Here is a 21,511-nt window from a genome sequence, read left to right as displayed (position 1 = left end):
GGGTCCTAAGCCTTCCGCAGATCCACGTTCTTCAGCGGGACTGAGCGCACACGCTTGCCCGTCGCCGCGAAGATCGCGTTGAACACCGCCGGGGCGGCAACCGCGATCGTCGGTTCGCCGACGCCACCCCAGAAGCCGCCGGACGGAACGATCACCGTCTCGACCACCGGCATCTCATCCAGGCGCAGCACGGTGTAGGTGTCGAAATTCTCCTCGACCATGCGCCCGTCCTTGACCGTGCACTCCCCATAGAGCGCCGCCGAAAGGCCATAGACGAAGGAGCCCTCGACCTGGCGCTCGATCTGGGCCGGGTTGACGGCATGGCCCGGGTCGGTCGCCGCGACGATGCGGTGAATCTTCAGCTTGCCCTCAGCGCTGACCGAAACCTCTGCGACCGCCGCGACATAGGAGCCAAAACCCATGGTCTGGCAGATGCCGCGATAGACCCCGGCCGGCAGCGCCTTGCCCCATTCCGCCTTCTCGGCGACCGCATTGAGAACAGCCAGATGCTTGGGATAGTTCTTCATCAGCGCCCGGCGGAATTCGAGCGGGTCCTTGCCCGCCGCATGGGCGAGCTCGTCCATGAAGCACTCGAGATAGATCGTGTTCTGGTTCAGGTTCACGCCGCGCCAGAAGCCAGGGGGCACATGCGGATTGCGCATCGCATGGTCGATCAGCAGATTCGGGATGCCATATCCGATCGAAGCCTCCGGCCCCGGTGGATTGAGGCCCTGGAAGACGGCAGGGTCGCGCCCGTTCTGGATGTTCTGCGGGAAGATGCCGGCAACGATCGACTGGCCGGAAATGCGCATGTGCAGCCCGGTCAGATTGCCATCCTTGTCGAGCCCGCCGGTCAGCTTGCACTGCGTCACCGGGTGGTAGCGGCCGTGCAGCATGTCCTCCTCGCGCGACCAGACCAGCTTGATTGGCGTGCCGGGGATCTGCTTGGCGATGGCAACCACTTGCCTGACCCAGTCATGCACCGCGCCGCGCCGGCCAAACCCGCCACCGAGATCGATCTTGTAGGCCTCGCATTTGGCGATCGGCAGTCCCGAGGCTTCGGACGCCGCAGCCAACGCCGCCTCCCCGTTCTGGGTCGGAGTCCAGACCTCGCAACGCTCCGGCGTGTAGCGCGCCGTCGCGTTCATCGGCTCCATCGTGGCGTGGTTCTGGAAGGGATAGGAATAGACCGCCTCGACGACACGCGCGGCCCTGGCGATCGCAGCCTTCGCGTCTCCGACCTGGTTGCCAATGACGGCTTCGGGCGCATCGAGACCTTCCTTGAGCCAGGCAGCGATGCTCTCGCTCGAGACCTTGGCATTCTCGCCATTGTCCCACTCGATTGGCAGCGCATCGAGCGCCGTCTTCGCCTGCCACCAGGTCTCGGCGACGACGGCGACGGCCGTCTCGCCCACCGGCACGACATGCGTCACACCCGGCATGGCCTTGACCTTGGCAGCGTCGAAACTCTTCACCTTGCCGCCGAAGACCGGGCAGTCCTTGATTGCGGCATTGAGCATGCCGGGCATATTCAGATCGATGCCGTAGATCTTGGCGCCATTGGTCTTGTCGACCGTGTCGAGCCGCTTCAGCGGCTTGCCGGCAATCGTCCAGTCCTTCGGATCCTTGAGCGGAACATCCTTGGGGGCCTCGAGCTTCGAAGCCGCCTCGGCGACCTGCCCATAGCGCAGCGAACGTCCGGAAGCCTTGTGCGTGATGATGCTCTTCTCGGCGGAGCAGTCCGCCGCCGGCACGCCCCACTGGTTCGCAGCAGCCTGGATCAGCATCATTCGCGCCGCCGCGCCGCCCTTGCGGACATACTCATGCGATTCCCGGATGCCACGGCTGCCACCCGTCGAAAAATTACCCCAGACGCGGTTGCGCGCGACGTTCTGGCCTGGCGTCGGATATTCGGTCGTCACCCTTGCCCAGTCGCAGTTCAGTTCCTCGGCGACGAGCTGGGCGAGACCCGTCAACGTCCCCTGCCCCATTTCGGACCGGGCGATGCGGATCACCACCTTGTCGTCGGGATGGACCACCACCCAGGCATTGATTTCCTTGACCGCCCCCTGCGCCATCGCCTCGTCAGCGAACGGTATGGCAAAGCCGAAAGTGAAGGCGCCGGCCGCCGCAGCGGAGCCGGCGAGCATGGTGCGGCGGGACAGGGTCGGAGATGTGTCAGCCGAGGCAGAAATCATGGCGTCCTCCAGATTTCGGTGGGGGAAGCAGGGGAGCAGGGGCACCTGGCCCGTCGCGCTCGACCCTACCCAGGCAAAACGTGAAAGATGCGGACCGACGCTCAGTCGGGCCGCTCGATGAAGCTCAGCCGCGGCCGAGCGTGCCGCTGGCCGCCACATCCAGGATCGCCGCCTTGACCCGCGTATAGGTACCGCAGCGACAGATATTGGTCATTTCATTGGCGATATCGGCCTCGCTCGGCTTGGGATTGGCCTGGAGGAGCGCAGCAGCGGCCATGATCATGCCGCTCTGGCAGTAGCCGCATTGCGGAACATCATGGGCGATCCAGGCCTTCTGCACCGGATGCGATCCATCCGGCGAAAGCCCTTCGATGGTCACGATCTTCTGTTCCGCCGAAACGGCGCTCACGGGGAGCGCGCAGGAGCGCGTCGCGACCCCGTCGATATGCACGGTACAGGCACCGCATTGCGCGACGCCGCAGCCATATTTCGTTCCGGTCAGGCCGATCTGTTCGCGTATCACCCAAAGCAGTGGCGTGTCGCCATCGACCGCCACATCCAGCACTTTGCCGTTTATGCTCAGCTTCGCCACCGCAACCTCCCGGTTCGATTTCAGAAGAGTGGCGAGAGAGCCAGCGCGCCTCGCCAAAAGTCCGTCATGCCAACGGGCACGCGGCCAGATTGTATTTAGATGAGATTGAAACCCTGAAAGCGAGGTTGCGCCAATGCCAAAAATGCGAGCGCCGCGCCCGTTTCTCCAGCCGCCACGCCCCGGGATGCCATGCGACCCGAGCGCTATCGACCCAAATATGCGCAATCGGCCCCCTGATTGCCATGATCACGTCCCGATTATCGACGATCACGACGATCCTCGCCTTACGCTGACAGCACCATTTCTCACATCAATGTGATGAATCGGGCGCGCGTTCAGCATTTCCAGCAACAAGGTGCCGTCCTTGCCCTATCCGACGCATTTTCCGATCTCGCCTTGCCTTACGCAGCTGGAGAGGGCGAGGTGCGCCATCGCGTCGAATCAGCCTGAACGAGCCAGGATCGCCATGACGGCCCGCGCCATTCGAGAGCTTTCCATCGCCACAGCGTGGCGCGCCGCACTGGCGGCGCTCGGGCTTCTGGCCATAGCCCTGATCTTTGCCGCACAGAGCTGGGCCCAGGCTCCCGATCCGGCTCCGGCCAGGACCCGTCTCGACGCAGCGCGTGCTGAACTCGCCCAGATCGAGACCCTCTTCGCCAACCCGAATGCGACCGACGCCGAGCTGCAGCGGCACAGGCTCAGGCTGCAGCCTCTGCTCGAACAGCTCCGCCATATTACCGAGGAACAGGCTCCGAAGACCGAGCAGGCCAAGCTGCGCATCGAGCAACTCGGCCCGAAGCCCGACGCAAAGGCGCCAGCCGAATCCGCCGAAGTCGTCCGCGAGCGCGAAACACGAGAGAAGGCGTTTGCCGACGCTGACGAGACCTTGAAGATCTCACGCTCGGCCCTTCTCCAGGCCGAACAGCTTCTGGCCAGCATCGGCGACCGGCGCCGCGACCTCTTCGCCAAGGCGTTGTTCGCGCCGGGTCCCGCCATCGTCAACCCGGAGCTCTGGGGCGCAGCGTTGTCGACTTCGCCGGAGGACATGCGCGCGTCTGGCCTGATCTTCGGGGATTGGCTCTCCGTCGTCCTCGAAGCATCCAGCACGGCCCGCGGAGCGCTCGTCGCCATCGCCTTCCTCGGGGCGATCCTGCTCTACGTCGCCCGCGCCCGCTACCTGCCACGCTTTGCGGAACGGCTCGATCCGACCAGCGAGACCAACAGCTTGCGCTGCCTTCATGTCGCGCTCGCCCATATCGTGGCCGGTGCGGCCCCGCCTGCACTCGCAAGCTGGCTGATCTACGCCGCGCTCAAGACTGCGGGCCTTCTGCCGCCACGCATCCAGCCGGTCATCTGGGCCATCGTCGTCGGGCTTGCGATCTTCGCTTTCGTCCAGGCATTGGCCGACGCCCTGTTTGCTCCGCACAAGCCGCAGCGGCGCCTTGTCAGCGTCATGGATTCGACAGCCCGGACAGTGGTCTGGATCGCGGCGTCGCTCGCGCTCGTCGTATCGACCGGCAAGGTGCTCGAGGCCTGGCTCCAAGCCATCGCCGCCAGCCTGGCATCGTCGATTGTCGTCCGCGGCGTGGTTGTGCTCGTTTTCGCGGCGGTCCTTATCGCCGGGCTTTACCAGCTTCGCGACGACAAGGAAGTCGAGGAGGAGGCCTGTCTCGGCCCCTATGTGGCGGTCGATGGCGCCTCGCTCGGGCCGATCCGCGTCTTCGGCTGGATCGTCGGCCTCGTCATCGCATTGGCTGCACTGACGGGCTATGTCGTCTTCGCCTCCTTCCTGACCGAGCAGGTGCTCTGGCTCGGCATCCTCGCCTGCCTGTTCGTCCTTGCCTACCAGTTGCTCGATCTCGGCATCAGCGAGCTTCTGACCGGCAACGGACATTTCGCACTGACCCTGAAGGCCGGCGTCGGCATCCGGGGCTCGGCGCTGCAGAAGATCGCCGTCATCGTCACCGGGCTGCTCAAGCTCGTGCTGATCGTGGTGACGCTGATGCTCGCGCTGGCCCCCTGGGGCCTGGAATCGGTCGATTTCCTGACATCGCTGCGCGCCGCCTTCTTCGGCTTCCAGGTCGGCGGCGTCACGATCTCGCTCTCCTCGATCATCGTCTCAGGGTTGCTCTTCGCGCTCGCCCTGACGGCGACACGCGGCGCCCAGGGCTGGCTCGAAGGCAAGTTCCTGCCGACGACGCAGCTCGATACCGGCCTGCGCAACTCGATCATCACCGCCGCCGGCTATCTCGGCTATGCCGCGGCCGTTGCGCTCTCGGTCTCTGCGCTGGGTCTCAGCCTCGAACGGCTGACCCTCGTCGCCAGCGCCCTCTCCGTCGGTATCGGTTTTGGCCTGCAGTCCGTGGTCTCGAATTTCGTCTCGGGGCTGATCCTGCTGTGGGAGCGCCCGATCCGGGTCGGCGATCAGGTCGTGGTCGGCGACGCGGAAGGCATCGTCAAGCGTATCAATGTCCGCTCGACCGAGATCGCGACCTTCGATCGCTCGACCGTGATCGTGCCGAACTCCAACCTTGTCTCTGGCGTGGTCAGGAACCGGGTGCGTGCCGATCGCACCGGGCGCTCGCTGATCTCGATCACCGTGCCGCGGAGTTTGGACGCGTCTGACGTGCGCACGATGCTGGCCGAGGCCGCCCACTCCCATGGCGACGTGTTGCAGAAGCCGCCGCCAACCGTGCAGTTCAAGAAGATCGGCACCTCGACGATGGATTTCGACCTGATCTGCGTCGTCGCAGATGTCGACATCGTCGGTCGCGTCACCAGCGATCTCAACTTCGCCATTCACAAGCGCCTGACCGAAATGGAAGGGCCGGCAGCCGGCGCGGAGCTGCTCGTCAAGGGCCTCGACGGCATCGAACAATCGCTCGGAGACATCGCTGCCGCCGTCGGGCGCGAAACAAAGCCTTCGCATCGCAAGAAAGCCGTAACCACCGCGCGCGCATCAAAGCCCCGCCTCCTCAACGGTGAGACGGGTGAGGAGGTGCCGGATGAGCAGGTGCGGCGCGAAGCCACGCCTGCGTCCGAGCCGGCCAAGGATGCGTCCAAGGACGACAGCAAGGAATGATGCGATGCCCAAGCCTTTCCGCGCAGCCGTCGTGGCGCACCGGAGCATGACCTGCCCCGCCCTTGTCGCCGGTGCGCTCGCCGTCTTCGGCATTGCCGGCTGCACCGAGCCTGCCCGGACGAGCCAGCCTGCCTTCTACCGCGATCTCGGCTCCCCCTCGGCCCGGGTCGATGCAAACGAGGCGCGCGCCATGATCTCGGCCTACCGGATGAACCACGGGCTCGGCACGCTGAAACTTGATCCGGCCCTGGTCGAGGCTGCCGAGCAGGAGGCCGCCGCCATGGCCTCGGCCGACAAGCCCGTTCAGGCCGAAGCCGTCAAGGCGCGGCTGGCGCGGGCCGGCCAGCCGGGAGCGGAAGCCAATCTGTCCGCCGGCTACCGCCGTCTGGCCGAGGCTTTCTCGGGCTGGCGCGACTCCCCGCAGCACGACCGCGTCATGAAGACACCTGGCGCCACCCGCATGGGCATTGCCACCGCCTATGCGCCGGGCTCGAAATATCAGGTCTACTGGGCACTGATCCTTGCGCCGTGAGGCAAGGCTGGTGCCCTGAGACGAGACTCAGTCAGGGTTTCGCGGCGAAGGGCAGCGGCGGTGCATCCGCCTTGAGAGCGATCCCCACGCGCCGGTTATAGGCGAGATAGGGATTGTCCTTGATCAGCGGCTCGGTGTCTGCCTTACCGGTGACGGAGGCGAAGCGGTCATCTGGGAAGCCCGCAGTGCTGAGGATCTCGCGGACCGCCGCGGCACGAGCCACAGAAAGCTCCCAGGGATTGCCTTCCGGTGTCGCTCCGGGACGTGGCGCGGCCGTATGGCCGGTGATCGCGATCTTGTTGGACATCCGCCGCAGCGTCGGGGCGACGGCCGCGAGCAACTTGCGCATGCGCTCGTTCGGCTGCGCCGAGCCCTCGGCAAACATCGCCCGCCCGTCCTGGTCGACGAGCTGAATGTCGATGCCCGCTTCTGAAACCTCCACCAGGATGTTGCGCGAAAGCTCGGCGATCTCCGGCATCTCGCGCAGGGCCTGCCTGAGCGAGGCGGCCGCGAGCGCAAAGCCACGGTCATGCGTCGCCGAGACCAGCCCGTCTTCCTTCTGCTGGTTGTGATTGGGCGCTGTCGTGTCGGACGCATCGCTGAGCGGCCGAATATAGGCGTTCTTGATATGGGTCTTGGTCGGGATGCCGTCGACCTCGACGATGCCGGCTAGCCGCATGTCGGTCTGCGTGCCGAAGGCCTCGCGCATCGAGCCCGCGACGATCTGGAGCTTGTTCTTGTCCTGGCTCGAATAGGCCGCGACCATGACGAAGAACGCCATCAGCAGCGCCATCAGATCCGCGAAGGTCACGAACCAGCCGTGACCGCCGTGGCCGCCGCGATTTTTCTTCGGCATCGCTCAGGTTTCCGTCAGGCAGCTGCCGCCATCTCGGCCCGATGATGGTCGGGGAGATAGGCGAGCAGCATTTCGCGCACCAGCGTCGCGCTCTTGGCATCGCGCATCTGCAGGACGCCGTCGATGATCAGCGTGCGCGAGATCTCTTCTTCCTCGAGCTTGATGTGCAGCTTGTCGGCGATGGGCAGCGTGAACATGTTCGCGACCATCGCTCCATAGAGCGTCGCAAGCAGCGCCGTCGCCATGGCGGGGCCGAGCTTTGACGGGTCGCTCATATTGGCGAACATCGTCACCATGCCGAGTATCGTGCCGATCATGCCCCAGGCCGGGGCGCAGTCGCCGATGGCACGATAGACCTTCGAACCTTCGTCGAGCCGCTGCAGGAAGTTGTCGCGGTCACGCTCCATCGTGTCGCGGATGAACTCCTTGTCATAGCCGTCGGCGATGTAGCGCAGGCCCTGGGCCAGGAACGGATCGGAGACCTCGACGCTTTCCAGCGCGACGGGGCCGCTCTTGCGGGCGATCGCGGCGACGCGCGTAATCTCGTCGATCAGCTCGCGCGGATGGATCGAGCGCATCGTGAAGGCGAAGCGGAAGCCCATCGGAATGCCATGGGCAATCACGGAGAACGGGAAGCGCAGCATGGTCGCAGCCGACGCGCCACCGAAGATAATGATGGCGGCGTGCTTGTCCCAATAGGCGGCGAAATTGCCGCCATCGATCATGATCAGCGAAACGATTGTCGCGATACCGCCCAGAATGCCAACGCCGGTTGCGATATCCATTTAAGCCACCCTGATCCACGCAGATCCAGCATCCGCGCAGCGCCCCGTCTTGGCAGTCTGGTAACCATAGCGGGAGCGGTTTGAACGAAGCGTTAAGCTTGAGCACTTGCTCAGGGCCGCGGGTCGGATAATGCTCCGCAGATGTCTTTGTTTGCGCTCTATGCCCGCGTCCTCGGCGAACTCGGCCCCGAAAAGCGGCTGGGGCTGATCCTTGCGCTCGCCAATATCCTGCTGGCGGCCGCAGCCTTCGCCGAGCCGATGCTGTTCGGCACGCTGATCGACCGATTGACCGGGATCCAAAGCTCCGGCCAACGACCGAGCTGGAGCGACATCAATGTCCTGATCGCGGCCTGGGTCGGCTTCGGGCTCTTCAATATCGGAGCCAGCGTCTTCGTTGCCCTCCATGCCGACCGGCTGGCCCATCGCCGCCGCCTCGCCGTGATGGCCGACTATTTCGAGCACGCCTTGACGCTGCCGCTGGCCTACCACACCCAGACCCATTCCGGCCGGGTGCTCAAGGTGATGCTGGAGGGCACCAGCGGCATGTGGGCGCTGTGGCTCTCCTTCTTCCGCGAACACTGCGCCAGCTTCGTCGCGCTCTTCATCCTGTTGCCCTTCACCCTCTGGAAGAACTGGCAGCTCGGGTTGCTGCTGATCAGCCTCGTCGTGCTCTTCGGCACGCTGACGGCGTTCGTGCTGCGCAAGACCGAGCAGCTCCAGAGCAATGTCGAAGGTTACCACTCCAACCTTGCCGAACGCGCCTCGGACGCGCTCGGCAATGTCCCGGTGATCCAGAGCTTCACCCGCATCGAAGCGGAGGTACGCGGACTGCGCAACACCATCGCCAGCCTGCTGGAGGCGCAGCTTCCGGTCTTGTCCTGGTGGGCGATAGCGACGGTGGCAACCCGCGCCTCGGCGACGCTGACCGTGCTGGCGATCTTCGTCGTCGGCACCTGGCTCCTGATGATGGGGCAGACAACCGTCGGTGAAATCGTCACCTTCATGGGCTTCGCCACCATGCTGGTCGGCCGGCTCGAGCAGATCGTCTCCTTCGTGAACTTCATCTTCATGCAGGCACCGAAGATGCGCGAATTCTTCGGGGTGCTCGACACCATGCCGGCCGTGCGCGATCTCCCGGGCGCGCCCGATGCCGGCCGCCTTGAGGGCCGCATCACCTTCGATGACGTTTCGTTTTCCTATGACGGCAAGCGCGCCGCGGTGGCCGACGTGTCCTTCACGGTCGAGCCGGGCGAGACCATCGCCATTGTCGGCTCGACCGGCTCCGGCAAGTCGACCACGCTCGGCCTGCTGCACCGCGCCTTCGATCCGCAATCCGGCCGTATCCTCGCCGACGGCAGGGATATTCGGGAGATCTCGCTGCTCAGCCTGCGCCGCAACATCGGCGTCGTCTTTCAGGAGCCGATGCTCTTCGCCCGCTCGATCCGCGAAAATCTCACCGTCGGCAAGCCCGACGCGACCGATGCCGAGATGTTGGAGGCGCTCGACCGGGCCCAGGCGACCGAAGTCATGGCGCGCCAGGCCGACGGGCTCGACACCCTGGTTGGCGAACGCGGCCGCACGCTCTCGGGCGGTGAGCGCCAGCGCCTCTCGATTGCCCGCGCGCTGCTCAAAAACCCACCGATCCTGATTCTCGACGAAGCCACCTCCGCGCTCGATGCTGCGACGGAGGTGAAGCTCCAGAAGGCGCTCGACGAGGTGATGAAGGGCCGCACGACTTTCGTCATTGCGCATCGCCTGGCCACCATCCGCAACGCCAATCGAATCCTCGTTTTCGAGCAGGGCCGCGTCATCGAGATGGGTTCCTTCGACGAACTCGTCGCCAAGGGCGGGCGCTTCGCCGCGTTGGCCCGGGCGCAGTATCTCGTCGCAGACAAGCCGGTCGCGATCCTGGCAGAAGACGCAGTCAGCCCACTCGCCCAGAAGCTCGCGGCCGATTGACCGCGCTGCACCGGACGGCCTTGGATCATCGGACCGGATCTCCTACCTGGCCCGATGATGTAACCTTGTGTGCATCGGCGGTGCCGAAAACCGCAATCCACTTTTCGGGCCTGGGCCTTAGCGCGGTCGCTCCTTGTCCGGTTCGTGATGCAGGCAGGGATCGAGCTTCACATGGTTGGGGCCGACCCGTTCGTAGCTGCCGCTGGCCACGACCCCGTCGCCGAGCTTGCTGCCATTCTCGGCGTAGGTGACGCACAGAACCTGCGGATCCGGCGCATGACAGAGCGCGAGATAGACCAGCACCCCGTCGGAGCGGACCATGGTCAACTCTCCCTCGACCTGGATGGTCGTGAGTTCGCCCTCCTTCCCTTCGAGCCCGCGCAGTGCCTGCCGCAGTTCGGAACAGGCCACACGCAAGCTCGGCTCGGGCTGCGCCCTGCCCTGATCCGCCGCGATCAGCTCAGTAACGAGGGTGGCGCCGCAGAGCAGCGAACGAAGGAGGCGCTTGGTCATGCCCCAGCTGTCGCGCCGGTTTGCGGCGGGATTGCGAACAGGCTGCCGCGATAACCCTTGAGGTAATCGACTTCATTCCACTTGCGGGCGAAGGTCGCGATATCGGCAGACCAGCCCGGCTGCCAACAAGGGGATCCCACGATGAAGACCTACGCCATGGCCCACCTCACCCACGTCGCCCTCGGCCCCGAGATCATTGGCTATCTCGAAGGCATCGACGCGACGCTGGCGCCATTCCAGGGGCGCTTCATCATCCATGGCGGTCCGCCGGAGCTGCTGGAGGGCAGCTGGTCGGGCGACGTGATCGTGATCGAGTTCCCGAACCGGGCAGCCGCGAAGGCCTGGTATGAATCAGAGGCCTATCAGGCGATCCTGCCCTTGCGCATTCGCAACTCCACCGGCGCGGTCTTCTTCATCGACGGTGTTTCGTCCGACCATCTGGCGACGGACGTGCTACGCCGGCAGTGAATACTTGCGAACGAGGCGCCGTGGAGCCAACAATTCTCGAACGCCGCGCGTATATCCCTCGGTCCATCGCCCGGCGTCCTCGCCGGGCGATGTCTCGTTTGTCGCCCACCTGCCACAAGAATGGGTTCTGTATTTGACCAGCATGATCATCCGCCTCACCTGCGCCTGGGCCTCGGTCCTTGCTTATCTGTTCTTCGGCAAGACGATTCTCGGGCAGCTTGGCTCCCCCTTGCTGTCCATGCTGATCTTTGCCTGGTTGCTCGGCATCATCGCCTGGTCGGCCATCGGCGTCGTGCATGAGGCGGAGGAACTGGCGCACAGGTTGGGCGAACCCTATGGCACGCTGATCCTGACGCTCTCGATCGTCATCATCGAGGTGGCGCTGATCGGAGCCGTGATGCTCGGGGCGACGGGGGCGCCGACACTCGGCCGCGACACGATGTTCGCCGTGCTGATGATCGTGCTCAACGGCGTCGTCGGCATCGGGCTGATCTTCGGCGGCCTGCGCCATTTCCAGCAGAGCTACAATCTGCAGGGCGCCACCGCCTATCTGGTCGTGATCATCCCGCTGACGGTCATCGCGCTGGTCCTTCCGAATTTCACCACCTCAACCAGCGACGGCACGCTGACCAATCTGCAGGCCATCTGCTTCTCGCTGTTCACGCTGGCGCTCTACGCGTCCTTCCTGATCCTGCAGACCGGCCGCCATAGCGATTTCTTCATCGAGCCTGACCTGCCGGCACGCAACGGCGAAGCGCAGCATCAGGTCGAAGAGGTCGGGCACGCCGCATCCGGGAGCCTCCTGCCCAATATCGCCCTGCTGCTGGCCAATATCCTGCCGATCGTCATCCTGGCGAAGAGCCTGGCGGCCGTGCTCGATTTCGGCATCGCCAAGCTCGACGCCCCCCCGGCGCTCGGCGGCATCCTGATCGCGATGGTCGTCTTCACGCCGGAATGCATCACGGCCCTGCGCGCGATCAATGCGAACCAGCTTCAGCGCGCGATCAATCTGTGCCTCGGTGCCGCAGCCTCGACGCTTGGCCTGACGGTGCCTGCCGTACTTGGCATCGGCCTTCTCACCGGCCAGCCGGTCACGCTCGGCCTGTCGGCCACCAATATGGTCATCCTGGCGATGACGCTGATGCTGAGCACGCTGACCTTCACCGGCTCACGCACGACGATGCTGGAAGGCGCCGTGCATCTCTGCGTCTTCTTCGTCTTCCTGGTGCTGGTGTTCAGCCCGTAGCGGCCAGGGCCAGCGCCAGCGGGGTGATCCGGAGCGAGGTCACGCGGTTGCGGCTCTTGCGCACCACTTCGAACTTGAAGCCGTGGAAGGTGAAGGCCTGCCCGGCCTCGGGGATGGTGCGGGCCTCGTGAATGACGAGGCCGGCGATCGTCGTCGCCTCCTCGTCGGGCAGGTCCCAGTCCATCGCGCGGTTCAGATCGCGGATCGGCACTCCACCGTCGACGACCACCGAACCGTCCACCTGCTGGCGCAGCCCCGGCACCGCGATGTCATGTTCGTCGCGGATATCGCCGACGATCTCCTCGAGGATATCCTCGAGCGTCACCAGCCCCATCACCTCGCCATACTCGTCGACGACAAGCGCGAAATGGGTCTTGCGCGCCAGGAAGGCCTTGAGCTGATCAGGCAGCGAGGTCGTGACCGGGGTGAACCAGGGCGCGAGCGCGATCTGCGCCACGTCGAGCTTGCTGGCATCGCCGCCGGCAGCGTCGAGCGCCCGCAGCAGGTCCTTGGCGTGCAGGATACCGACAATGTTCTCAGGCTTGTCGCGCCAAAGCGGCATCCGCGTATAGGGCGAGGCCAAGACCTCGCGCACGATCGCTTCCGGTCCGATATCAAGATTGATCGTCCGCATCTTGGTGCGGTGGATCATCACGTCCTCGACACCGAGCTCCTTCAGATCGAGCAGCCCGCCGAGCATGTCGCGATCGGCCTTCTTGACCGCCCCCTCCTGGTGCATCAGGTCGACCTGACCACGCAGCTCCTCGTTGGGCGTCAGGATCGACTGGTTCTCGTCGATGCGGATACCGAAGAGGCGCAGGAAGCGCCGGACGAACCATTCGATCGCCAGGGTCAGCGGACCCAGCACGGCAACGACCCAGGCCACCGGCCGCGCCAGCCGCAGCGCCGCCTGGTCGGGCTTCGCGATCGCCGCCGTCTTCGGCATGATCTCCGCGAAGATGATCACGAGGACCGACATCACGGCCGTCGCATAGATCACCCCGGCGTCGCCGAAGGCCGCGACCAGCACGCTGGTGGCGAAGGCCGAGGCGCCGATATTGACAACATTGTTGCCGATCAGCATGGCGCCGATCAGCCGCTCCCGCATCGCCAGCAGCCGCATCGCAATGCCAGCCCGTCGGCTTCCCGCCTTCTCCAACGCGGCGATACGGGCTTTCGAGGCAGCCGTCAGCGCCGTCTCGCTGCCCGAGAAGAAGGCTGATAGCAACAGGCAGATCAGGACGATCAGCGCGGCCAGCCAGGGGTTGATATTCTCGAGCATGGACCCAGCGTGCTCAGGCGGCCGCGAGCTCGGCCTCGATGAAGTCCCTGACCTCGTCCGCCGCGACGCCCGGCGCGATGAAGCTCTTGCCGATGCCGCGCGCCAGGATGAAGGTCAGCACGCCGCGCTTGACCTTCTTGTCCTGGGTCATCGCGGCAACGATCTCCTCCGTGCTGCCGGCCCCGCCCGGTACCTGCTGCAATCGGCTCGGCAGGCCGACGGCATCGAGATGTGCCGCGACCCGCCCTGCATCCTGTCCGGAACAAAGGCCGAGCCGCTGCGAGAAGCGGAAGGCGAGCGCAAGACCGATCGCCACCGCCTCACCATGCACCAGCCGGCTCGCATCATATCCAGTCAGGCGCTCCAGCGCGTGAGCGAAGGTATGGCCGAGATTGAGCAAGGCGCGGTCCCCCTCCTCGCGTTCGTCCCGTGCCACGATCGCCGCCTTGGCGCGGCAGGACACGGCGACAGCATGATCGCGCTCGGGTCCGCCTGCAATGATGCGGCTCCAGTTGACTTCGCACCAGTCGAAGAAATTCGGGTCACCGATCAACCCGTATTTCACAACCTCGGCATAGCCAGCCTTGAACTCTCGCTCGCTCAGCGTATCGAGCAGCGCCGTATCGGCAATGACCAGGGCTGGCTGGTGGAAGGCGCCGATCAGGTTCTTGCCATGCGAGGAGTTGATCCCTGTCTTGCCGCCGACGGATGAATCGACCTGCGACAGCAACGTCGTCGGGATCTGCACGAAGCGCACGCCGCGCCTGAGCACGGCCGCCGCGAAACCGGTCAGGTCGCCGACCACCCCGCCACCAAAGGCGATGACGAGATCGTTGCGCTCGATCTTCGCAGCGAGCAGCGCGTCGCAGAGTGCCGCGAACCGGGCATAGGATTTCGACGCCTCGCCGGGCGGAATCTCGATCCGCGTGGTCGCAACGCCCGCCTGTTGGAGGCAGGTTTCGAAGGCGGGCGCATGCAGGCCGGCGACATGCTCGTCGGTAACCAGCGCCGCCTTAGCGCCAGGCGCGAAGCTGGCGATCAGGCTCGCCGCCTCGCAAAGCTGGTGGCGGCCGATATGGATGTCGTAGCCGCGCCCTTCGAGCGCAACGGGAACCACGATCCGCGCGCCGGACTTCTCGTTCGCAGGTTTGGTCATGTCTTCGCTCTCAGCAGCTCAAAGGCTCTCAAGGGAACGCAAATGGCGATCGAGCGCGACTATCGCCTCCTCGACGACGACCTCATGGGGGTCATCGCGCGAAGTCACCGTGACATCAGCCAGAGCATAGACCGGTTCGCGCTCCGCCAGCATCCGCCGCATCGTCGCTTCAGGGTCGGCCGTCTGCAGCAATGGCCGGTTGGAGCGCTTGCGCACCCGGCGCATCAGCACATCGGCATCCGCCTTGAGCCAGATCGAGATGCCGAGTTCGATGATGCGCTCCCGCGTTTCCGCGTTCATGAAGGCGCCACCCCCGGTCGCGAGCACGAGCGGCGCGCGCGTCGCCAGAACCCGGCTGATGACGCGCCTCTCGCCGTCACGGAACTCGGTTTCGCCGCGCTGCGCGAAAATCTCGGGAATCGTCATGCCGGCCGCAGTCTCGATTTCGACGTCGGCGTCGACGAAAGGCAGGCCGAGCCGCGTTGCCAGCCGCCGCCCCACGGAACTCTTGCCCGAGCCCATCATGCCGACAAGCACGACTGCGCGCTTTCCGAGCAGACTGCGCAACTCGGAATTGTCCAGGTTCTCGATGGGGTCGGCTATTGTCATCGCGGCATTTCCTCGCAGCCGGTCTAGCATGAGCTGTCGGCCGACGTCATGCCCTCACGACGCTGATGAACCGGTCTGCACTTGCGCGAACCGCCAGGCATCGGGAATAACCGGATAGTCCTGAATCGGGGCAAGGTTCCAGGAGACATCCGGCCCGTGCCGACCCTCTTCAGATTCATCGCCTTTCTCGCCATCGTCGGCGGGTTGATCTTCGCCGGAATGGTCGCGCTGGTCACCTTCGTCCAGCCGGAGCAGCGCGAGATCGTCGAGATCGTGCCGCCATCCAAGCTGCAGCAGCGATGAGCCGGCTGGCGCGCAGCCGGATCACGGCCTTTCTCGACATGCTCGCGGCCGAGCGCGGCGCGGCGAAGAACACGCTCGAGGCCTATGAGCGCGACCTCGATGACTATACCGGCTTCATCGCCGGTCGCGGCGACCTCGGCTCCATCGGCGCCCAGGACATCCGGGACTGGCTCGCCGATCTTGCCGCGCGCGGGCTGAAGCCATCCTCGACAGCGCGCCGGCTTTCCGCGGTGCGCCAGTTCCATCGCTTCCTCTATACGGAAGGGCTGACGGGCGCCGACCCCTCCGCTGCGATCGACGGACCAAGGCAGGGCCGGCCGCTGCCCAAGGTCGTTTCCGTCGCCGATGTCGATCGCCTGATCGAGACGGCCCGGCTCCTCAGCGAACGGGATGGTCTTACCCCGGCGGCGCGGTTGAAGGCCCTGCGCATGCGCTGCCTGATCGAGATGCTCTACGCCACGGGCCTGCGCGTGTCCGAACTGATGGCACTTCCGCTCTCCGCGGCAACGACGCGCGAGCGGTTTCTCGTCGTGCGAGGCAAGGGCAACAAGGACCGTTTGGTGCCGCTGAACGACGCTGCCCGCGAGGCCGCACGCAGCTATCTGGAGGCACTGCGCCAGGCTGGAGGCGCGGACAGCCGCTGGCTCTTCCCGTCCGATGGCGAGAGTGGGCATCTGACGCGCCAGGCCTTTGGCCGCGACCTCAAGATGCTGGCCGGGGCAGCAGGATTGGCGGCGACGCTGAGCCCGCACGTGCTGCGCCACGCCTTCGCCAGCCACCTGCTGCAGAACGGTGCGGATCTTCGCGTCGTGCAGGAACTGCTCGGCCACGCCGATATCGCCACGACCCAGATTTACACCCATGTCCTCGACGAGCGCCTGAAGAGCATGGTGCGCGACCTGCACCCGCTGGCCGACGAGAGCTGACCGCCAGGCCCCGCGAAGACCGGAATTGCGAGGCCGCCCGATCAGCGCGGGCCTTCTGCCAGGGCGAGCGTGCCAAGGCGGGCAGCGACGGCCCTTGCCGCCATTTCGAGATCTCGGGGCCCTGAGCGGTGATCGAAAGTGCGCCAGGTCAGGGCGCTCTGAATCGGCGGCAGATCAATCTCGATGAACTCGACGCCAGGATGGGCGAAATAGTTCCGGGCTCGCGAGGTCAAGGTCATGACGCATTGGCCGGCTGCGACCGCGACCAGCCCTTCTCGCACCGTCGCGATCTCGGGTCCGTCGGCGATGGCCTGCCCCGACGGGGTCACGCGCGGAAAATGATAGTTGCACCACTCGTCGGACGCTGCGCCGGCGGGCAATCGGACCATTCGCTCGTATTGCAGCTCTTCTGGATCCACCAGCTTGTGGGCCGCCAGGCGGTGTCCGCTTGGCACAACGAGCGTGCGTGCATCCTGGAAGAGAATGGCGCCTCGCGTCAGGCTGTGTGTCGCAAGCGGCAGCCTCGCCAGCGCCACGTCGACCTTGCCGTCCAGGACCGCCGATCCCTGGTTGAGATAGTTGAGCTCGACGAAGCGGAGCGAGATGTCGGGACGAGAGCGAGCGAACTCCGCGACGACCGCCGATGTGAGCTCGTAGAATCCGCCGCCGAGGTAGCCGACGAGCAATTCGGTCTGCTGGCCCTGAGCGCGTCTTCGCGCATCGCCAAGCGCTGCCCTGAGCGCATTGACCGGTGGTTCGAGATCCTTCAGCAGGGCTTGCCCAAGAGCTGTGAGCGATACGCGCCGGCTCGTCCGCTCAAACAGCTGACCTCCAAGATGGCTCTCGAGCGACTTGATCGACTCCGACACGACGGATTGCTTCACGCCCAATGCTTCGGCGGCCTGACCGAAGTGCAGCCGGTGAGCCACGGCCAGGAAGCAATCGAGTTTGCGGAGATCCATGGCGCCTGATCAATCGGGAATGCCGATTGATAAAGTTGTTTGGCGGCGTTGATCAAGAGGCACCATTCGCCAAAACCTCTTGAAAATAGATCCGTTCCCGCAGCCAGCGCCAAGACGGATCAGGAGGACAGGCGAATGGACGTTTCAACCACCCCTGTGGAATTTCGCGCCGGTGAGGATGTCATTCGCGGCTCCTTCCATCTGCCGTCGACGAGCGGACCGCTTCCCGCCGTTGCCCTCGGACACGGCTGGGGAATGGTCGCGGGCGGTGATCTCGAGGACTATGCCCGCATCATTGCGGCACAGGGCATCGCCTGCCTGACCTTCGATTATCGGCGGCTCGGCAAGAGCTCCGGACTGCCCCGCCAGGAGATCGATCCCGCCTGGCAGCAGGAGGATTACAGGACTGCGATCACCTATCTCTGTTCGCGCCCCGAAATCGACGCGCAGCGCATCGGGATCTGGGGAACCAGCTACAGCGGAGGCCATGTCCTCGCAGTCGGTGCCACCGATCGCCGGGTGAAATGCGTGGTGAGCCAGGTTCCGACGATCAGCGGCTACCTGTCCGGCCTGCGGAAGATCCACCCGCGCCACGCCGATAAGCTCCAGCGCTTCTTCGCGGATGACCGGTTGGCGCGCCTGAACGGACAACCGCCAGGCACGATGCGCGAGGTCGGGCAGGATGAGGGACCGGACGTCGCCTATCCCGGCGCGGAATCATACGACTACATGATCGGACAGGCCGCGCGCTGCCCCGAATGGCGCAACGAAGTGACCATTCGCTCTCTCGAACTCGCGCGCAGCTACGAGCCAGGGCAATGGGTGTCGCGGATCGGGCCCGCAGCGCTCCTGATGATCGTTGCCGACAACGACCTTCAGACGCCGACCGATCTTCAGCTCGACGCATTCACCCAGGCGCGCGAGCCCAAGGAATTGCTGCTGCTCCAGGGCGGCCATTACTGCGCCTATCAGCAGCATTTCGAGACGACGAGCAGCGCGGCAGCGCGCTGGTTCTCGACTCATCTCTAAACAGAACGGCCGAAGAGCCATCAGGGAGGAATTCATGTCAGCCGATATTCTGGCGGGCGGCGAGGCCGCGCGTCCACACGATCGCGTCGCCAGGAGCAAATCGCTCCAGTCGCTCCGAGCAGCCGCGGTCGGTAATCTGCTCGAGTGGTTCGATTGGACACTCTACGGCACCTTCGCCGTCTATCTCGCAGCCAATTTCTTCGAGAAGACGGACTCCACATCCGCGCTGCTCTCGACGCTCGCCGTCTTTGCGGTTGGCTTCGTTGCGAGACCGATCGGAGGCATCATCTTCGGGCGCTTCGGCGATCGGATCGGCCGCAAGAACACCCTGATCGTGACGATGTCGACGATGGCTGCGGCCAGCCTGATGATCGCCCTCATCCCCTCTTACGCGAACATCGGGATTTGGGCGTCGGCACTGTTGCTGATCGCGCGCCTGCTGCAGGGCCTGGCACATGGCGGTGAGTCCGGCGTCTCCTATGCCTATGTTGCAGAGATCGCTCCCGCCGAACGGCGCGGCCTTTGGGCAAGCAGCGTCTTCATCAGCGTGACGCTCGGCGTCATGGCGGCGACCCTCCTGGGTATCGTGCTGACGTCGCTCTTCTCGCCGGCGGACATGATGGCTTATGGCTGGCGTCTCGGCTTCGCGTTCGGTGGCATCCTCGGTCTGTTCGCGCTCTACATGCGCCGCGCAGCGCATGAGTCCCCGGTCTATGACGCGGACGAAGCCGCACCTGCGGTTGTCGCGCCGATGAATGGCCGGGACAAACTGCAGATCCTGCTGAAGGTGGTCTTTTTCTCGGCCGGCTCCAATGTCGCCTACTACACCTGGGTGACCTTCGCTCCGAGCTTTGCGATCTCCGCACGCGGAATGGACGCTCGCGGAGCCTTCATCGCGAGCCTGCTCGCGCAGCTCGTCGTTCTCTGTCTGCTGCCCTTCTTCGGGCATCTCGCCGACAAGTTCGGCCGCAAGCCGATGGTGTTCGTCTATGGGTTGGGGCTCATCCTGGCACCGATTCCCGTCGCAGCGATCCTGACGAACGAACCCTGGACCCTCTTCGTCTCCCAAGGCATCGGCCTGGCGGTCTGGGCGATCATCGCCTCGATCTACCCGACCCTGATCGCAGAGCAGATCCCGACCCAGCAGCGGGCGCTCGGCGTCGGTTTCCTGTCGTCGCTTTCGGTCGCGATTTTCGGTGGCACGGCCCCCTATCTCAACGCCTGGCTGAGCTCGATCGGACTGTCCTGGGTGTTCTCGCTCTACATCATGGTCCTTGGCGCACTCGCCGTCATCGCCGCGATCATGATCCGCGAAACCCGCGGCGTGCCCCTCAGCCAGATCCGCAGCGGTCGCTGACCAGCCGGGCCGCACAACGTGCGGCCCATTTTCCAGGAACGGGACCATGCAAGATTGCCAGAAAGCCCATCGGGGCAAGATCGCCGTCGTGACCGGCGCGAGCGGCGGTATTGGAGCAGCCGTCTGCGCGAAGCTGAATGCCGAGGGCGCCAAGGTCATCGCGCTCGACCGCCACGACGGACCGGGCTCGGCCGGGATCGATCGCCGGATCGTCGACATCGCGAACACCGCCGCGCTGCAGAACACCGTCGCTCAGATCGCGTCCGATCACGGCCGCATCGACATCTGGGTGAACAATGCGGGCTTCCTGGAGCGCCAGGCCGCACTCGACATCACGGTCGATGACTGGAGCAAGTCGATCGACGTCAATCTGACGGCGGCGTTCTTTGGAGCGCAGGCCGCTGCGCGGGTCATGAAGGACGGCGGCGGTGGTTCGATCGTCAACCTGTCGAGCTATGCCGGCTTGAAGGCCCGGCCCAACTGCGCCCCTTATGCTGCAGCCAAGGCAGCAATCGCGCACCTGACATCATGTCTCGCCATCGAGTGGGGCCCCCTGAACATTCGCGTCAATGCCATCGCCCCCGGCTATATCGAAACCCCGATGAGTGCATGGATGCACGCCGATCCCGAGCAGAAGGCGATCTATCTCGGTCGCACGCCGCTCGGACGCATGGGGCAGCCGACGGAGATCGCGGATTCCGTGAGCTTCCTCGCGTCCGATGCCGCCGGCTACATCACCGGCCACGTCCTGGGTGTCGACGGAGGCATCGGCAGGTCGTGAGTTCATCCTTCTGGCAGGATCGCGTCTTCGTCGTCACCGGTGGGGCAAGAGGGCAAGGCGCAGCCGAGGTGTCGCGCCTTCTCGCAGTCGGCGCGAAGGTTGTGGTCGCCGACGTGCTCGGGTCGGATCACCCGCATTGGTCAGTCCGGGGTGGCACGACGGACAGGCTGAGTGTCGTCACGGCCGACATATCGCGGGAGGAATCCTGGGCGGAGATCCTCGCTGCTGCCGGCACGCTTGGAGGCTCGCTCTCGGGGCTGGTCAACAATGCCGGCATCACGCTTCGGAAGGCCGTCACGGAGACCACGCATGACGAGTGGCTGGCCGTGCTGAACGTCAACCTCAATGCCGCCTTCCTGGGTATCCGGCACCTGGCGCCGCACATGGCCGACGGTGGGTCGATCGTGAACGTGTCTTCCACGGCTGGCCTCACCGGCTATTACAGCGCCGCCTACACCGCCAGCAAATGGGGGCTGCGCGGTCTCGCAAAGGCTGCTGCCATCGAACTGGCGGCTCGCGGAATTCGGGTGAACACGATCTGCCCGGGGCTCGTCGATACGCCGATGATCAATCAGCCCAACGGAGGCTACGACGCTCAGCGCGCCACCGCCTTCTACGAAGGAAACCGGATGATGACGCCGCTGGCGCGCGGCGCCGACCCGGACGAGATTGCCGGCGCGGTGATGTTTCTGCTCGGCCCCGATAGCCGTTTCATCACCGGCGCGGATCTTGCCGTCGATGGCGGCATGATTGGTGCCGGCATCTACACAAGGATCGGGCGCGACGTCGGGACTGTACAGTCGCCCTAGTCGCGAACACCTCTCACCTCTGCCTGGTGCACGACAGTTGCATGAGGCGGCAGCGCCTGTTAAACG

At 65.0% G+C, this 21,511-nt stretch carries 20 protein-coding genes; 11 read left to right on the top strand and 9 right to left on the bottom strand.

The window, feature by feature from the left end:
• Window positions 1-5: 5 nt before the first annotated feature.
• Both BIWAKO_RS11750 and BIWAKO_RS11745 read right to left on the bottom strand, forming a co-directional pair.
• Window positions 6-2,198, bottom strand: coding sequence for a xanthine dehydrogenase family protein molybdopterin-binding subunit (locus BIWAKO_RS11750; protein ID WP_069878832.1), 2,193 nt, complete (start codon window positions 2,196-2,198; stop codon window positions 6-8).
• 124 nt (window positions 2,199-2,322) lie between these two features.
• Window positions 2,323-2,790 (bottom strand): (2Fe-2S)-binding protein, encoded by a 468-nt coding sequence (locus tag BIWAKO_RS11745; protein ID WP_069882390.1) that lies wholly within the window; start codon window positions 2,788-2,790, stop codon window positions 2,323-2,325.
• A 466-nt stretch (window positions 2,791-3,256) separates the two neighbouring features.
• Here BIWAKO_RS11745 and BIWAKO_RS11740 point away from each other — a divergent pair, with 466 nt between their 5' ends.
• Together BIWAKO_RS11740 and BIWAKO_RS11735 are read left to right on the top strand one after the other, a co-directional pair.
• Window positions 3,257-5,872, top strand: coding sequence for a DUF3772 domain-containing protein (locus BIWAKO_RS11740; RefSeq protein WP_084651269.1), 2,616 nt, complete (start codon window positions 3,257-3,259; stop codon window positions 5,870-5,872).
• Window positions 5,873-5,876: 4 nt separating this feature from the next.
• Window positions 5,877-6,404 carry a CAP domain-containing protein gene (locus tag BIWAKO_RS11735; RefSeq protein WP_244523416.1) on the top strand — a complete coding sequence of 176 codons (528 nt, stop codon included), beginning with the start codon at window positions 5,877-5,879 and terminating at the stop codon, window positions 6,402-6,404.
• 31 nt (window positions 6,405-6,435) lie between these two features.
• On the opposite strand, the gene BIWAKO_RS11730 is transcribed toward BIWAKO_RS11735, so the two are convergent.
• Window positions 6,436-7,260 carry an OmpA/MotB family protein gene (locus tag BIWAKO_RS11730; protein WP_069878831.1) on the bottom strand — a complete coding sequence of 275 codons (825 nt, stop codon included), beginning with the start codon at window positions 7,258-7,260 and terminating at the stop codon, window positions 6,436-6,438.
• Between the two features lie 14 nt (window positions 7,261-7,274).
• A complete protein-coding gene (locus BIWAKO_RS11725) occupies window positions 7,275-8,045 on the bottom strand; it encodes a motility protein A (protein ID WP_069878830.1) in 771 nt (256 codons plus the stop codon).
• Window positions 8,046-8,186: 141 nt separating this feature from the next.
• Between BIWAKO_RS11725 and BIWAKO_RS11720 the strand changes: the two genes are divergently transcribed.
• Window positions 8,187-10,004: a glucan ABC transporter ATP-binding protein/ permease gene (locus tag BIWAKO_RS11720; protein ID WP_069878829.1), complete on the top strand. Its 1,818-nt coding sequence runs from the start codon at window positions 8,187-8,189 to the stop codon at window positions 10,002-10,004.
• 117 nt (window positions 10,005-10,121) lie between these two features.
• Here BIWAKO_RS11720 and BIWAKO_RS11715 read toward each other — a convergent pair whose 3' ends face one another.
• Window positions 10,122-10,517, bottom strand: coding sequence for a hypothetical protein (locus BIWAKO_RS11715; protein ID WP_069878828.1), 396 nt, complete (start codon window positions 10,515-10,517; stop codon window positions 10,122-10,124).
• 141 nt (window positions 10,518-10,658) lie between these two features.
• Between BIWAKO_RS11715 and BIWAKO_RS11710 the strand changes: the two genes are divergently transcribed.
• Window positions 10,659-10,985 carry a DUF1330 domain-containing protein gene (locus tag BIWAKO_RS11710; RefSeq protein WP_069878827.1) on the top strand — a complete coding sequence of 109 codons (327 nt, stop codon included), beginning with the start codon at window positions 10,659-10,661 and terminating at the stop codon, window positions 10,983-10,985.
• A gap of 142 nt (window positions 10,986-11,127) precedes the next feature.
• Window positions 11,128-12,231: a calcium:cation antiporter gene (locus tag BIWAKO_RS11705; protein ID WP_069878826.1), complete on the top strand. Its 1,104-nt coding sequence runs from the start codon at window positions 11,128-11,130 to the stop codon at window positions 12,229-12,231.
• On the opposite strand, the gene BIWAKO_RS11700 is transcribed toward BIWAKO_RS11705, so the two are convergent.
• Genes BIWAKO_RS11700 through BIWAKO_RS11690 form a run of 3 tightly spaced genes read right to left on the bottom strand, consistent with a single transcriptional unit; the run spans window position 12,221 to window position 15,278 of the window.
• Window positions 12,221-13,513: an HlyC/CorC family transporter gene (locus BIWAKO_RS11700; RefSeq protein ID WP_069878825.1), complete on the bottom strand. Its 1,293-nt coding sequence runs from the start codon at window positions 13,511-13,513 to the stop codon at window positions 12,221-12,223. The genes BIWAKO_RS11705 and BIWAKO_RS11700 overlap by 11 nt on opposite strands.
• 13 nt (window positions 13,514-13,526) lie before the next feature.
• Window positions 13,527-14,669, bottom strand: coding sequence for a 3-dehydroquinate synthase (aroB, locus tag BIWAKO_RS11695; RefSeq protein WP_069878824.1), 1,143 nt, complete (start codon window positions 14,667-14,669; stop codon window positions 13,527-13,529).
• Window positions 14,670-14,687: 18 nt separating this feature from the next.
• The gene (locus tag BIWAKO_RS11690; RefSeq protein WP_069878823.1) at window positions 14,688-15,278 is read right to left on the bottom strand and encodes a shikimate kinase; all 591 of its coding nucleotides are present in this window, start codon (window positions 15,276-15,278) and stop codon (window positions 14,688-14,690) included.
• A gap of 156 nt (window positions 15,279-15,434) precedes the next feature.
• On the opposite strand from BIWAKO_RS11690, the gene BIWAKO_RS11685 reads away from it, so the two are divergent.
• Complete coding sequence (locus tag BIWAKO_RS11685; protein WP_069878822.1) at window positions 15,435-15,581, top strand: histidine kinase; 147 nt, start codon at window positions 15,435-15,437, stop codon at window positions 15,579-15,581.
• Entirely contained in the window at window positions 15,578-16,507 is a 930-nt protein-coding gene (gene xerD / locus BIWAKO_RS11680; protein ID WP_069878821.1) for a site-specific tyrosine recombinase XerD, read from the top strand. The genes BIWAKO_RS11685 and xerD overlap by 4 nt, the downstream gene beginning before the upstream one ends.
• A gap of 41 nt (window positions 16,508-16,548) precedes the next feature.
• Here the strand turns inward: xerD and BIWAKO_RS11675 are convergent, their stop codons facing one another.
• The gene (locus BIWAKO_RS11675; protein WP_069878820.1) at window positions 16,549-17,469 is read right to left on the bottom strand and encodes a LysR family transcriptional regulator; all 921 of its coding nucleotides are present in this window, start codon (window positions 17,467-17,469) and stop codon (window positions 16,549-16,551) included.
• 135 nt (window positions 17,470-17,604) lie between these two features.
• On the opposite strand from BIWAKO_RS11675, the gene BIWAKO_RS11670 reads away from it, so the two are divergent.
• From BIWAKO_RS11670 to BIWAKO_RS11655, 4 genes are read left to right on the top strand one after another with little or no spacing between them, the layout of a single operon-like run.
• Window positions 17,605-18,498: an alpha/beta hydrolase gene (locus BIWAKO_RS11670; RefSeq protein ID WP_069878819.1), complete on the top strand. Its 894-nt coding sequence runs from the start codon at window positions 17,605-17,607 to the stop codon at window positions 18,496-18,498.
• Window positions 18,499-18,532: 34 nt separating this feature from the next.
• Window positions 18,533-19,855: an MFS transporter gene (locus BIWAKO_RS11665; protein ID WP_084651268.1), complete on the top strand. Its 1,323-nt coding sequence runs from the start codon at window positions 18,533-18,535 to the stop codon at window positions 19,853-19,855.
• Between the two features lie 46 nt (window positions 19,856-19,901).
• Window positions 19,902-20,636: an SDR family NAD(P)-dependent oxidoreductase gene (locus BIWAKO_RS11660; RefSeq protein WP_069878818.1), complete on the top strand. Its 735-nt coding sequence runs from the start codon at window positions 19,902-19,904 to the stop codon at window positions 20,634-20,636.
• Complete coding sequence (locus tag BIWAKO_RS11655; RefSeq protein ID WP_069878817.1) at window positions 20,633-21,445, top strand: SDR family NAD(P)-dependent oxidoreductase; 813 nt, start codon at window positions 20,633-20,635, stop codon at window positions 21,443-21,445. Before BIWAKO_RS11660 ends, BIWAKO_RS11655 begins: the two co-directional genes overlap by 4 nt.
• Window positions 21,446-21,511: the final 66 nt, after the last annotated feature.

Source organism: Bosea sp. BIWAKO-01, assembly GCF_001748145.1.
Lineage (GTDB): Bacteria > Pseudomonadota > Alphaproteobacteria > Rhizobiales > Beijerinckiaceae > Allobosea.
Note: the sequence above shows the minus strand (reverse complement) of the source record. Positions and strands in the feature narration are given on the sequence as shown.